The sequence below is a fragment of the Streptomyces sp. SID13726 genome, from assembly GCF_010548375.1.
Taxonomy (GTDB): domain Bacteria; phylum Actinomycetota; class Actinomycetes; order Streptomycetales; family Streptomycetaceae; genus Streptomyces.
The window spans coordinates 1-401 of the sequence record NZ_JAAGLY010000739.1 but is presented as its reverse complement, the minus strand read 5'-3'; the positions used below and the strand labels follow the sequence as shown (position 1 = coordinate 401).

The following is a 401-nucleotide window of genomic DNA, read 5'->3' as shown; positions in this document are numbered from 1 at the left end:
GGCGGCCACCGTGAAGAAGGTCGGGGTCGGCGCGCGACCGGTCTCGATCTTGCGGAGGGTTTCGGCGGACAGCCCGGCGCTCGCCGCGACCTCGACCATGCTGCGACCGCCGCGGGCTTCGCGCAGCAGCGCGCCGAGCCGCTCGCCGCGCTCGCGCTCTTCGGGGGTGAGGGGGGTACGGACCATGGCCCCCACCCTACCCCCTCCCTCAATAACTATCCCGTTAAAGTTATACCGGTATAGTTATTGGCATGGTGGAACTGAAGACAGAAGAGTCGATCAACGCGATGCGCGCCCCGGGCCGGGTCGTCGCCCACGCCCTGGCCGCCGCCCGGGAGGCGGCGGCCGTCGGCGCGTCCCTGCTGGACCTGGACCGGGCGGCCCGTGCGGTACTGGCCGAG

General features: G+C 71.3%; 1 protein-coding gene and 1 pseudogene. One reads left to right on the top strand and one right to left on the bottom strand.

Annotation, left to right across the window (positions count from 1 at the left end; genetic code table 11):
- Positions 1-186 (bottom strand): helix-turn-helix transcriptional regulator (locus tag G3I78_RS50050; protein WP_164437325.1); only part of this gene is annotated, 186 nt, incomplete at its 3' end.
- Positions 187-251: 65 nt separating this feature from the next.
- Between G3I78_RS50050 and G3I78_RS52680 the strand changes: the two are divergent.
- Positions 252-401: pseudogene (locus G3I78_RS52680) on the top strand (type I methionyl aminopeptidase); the annotation flags it as partial.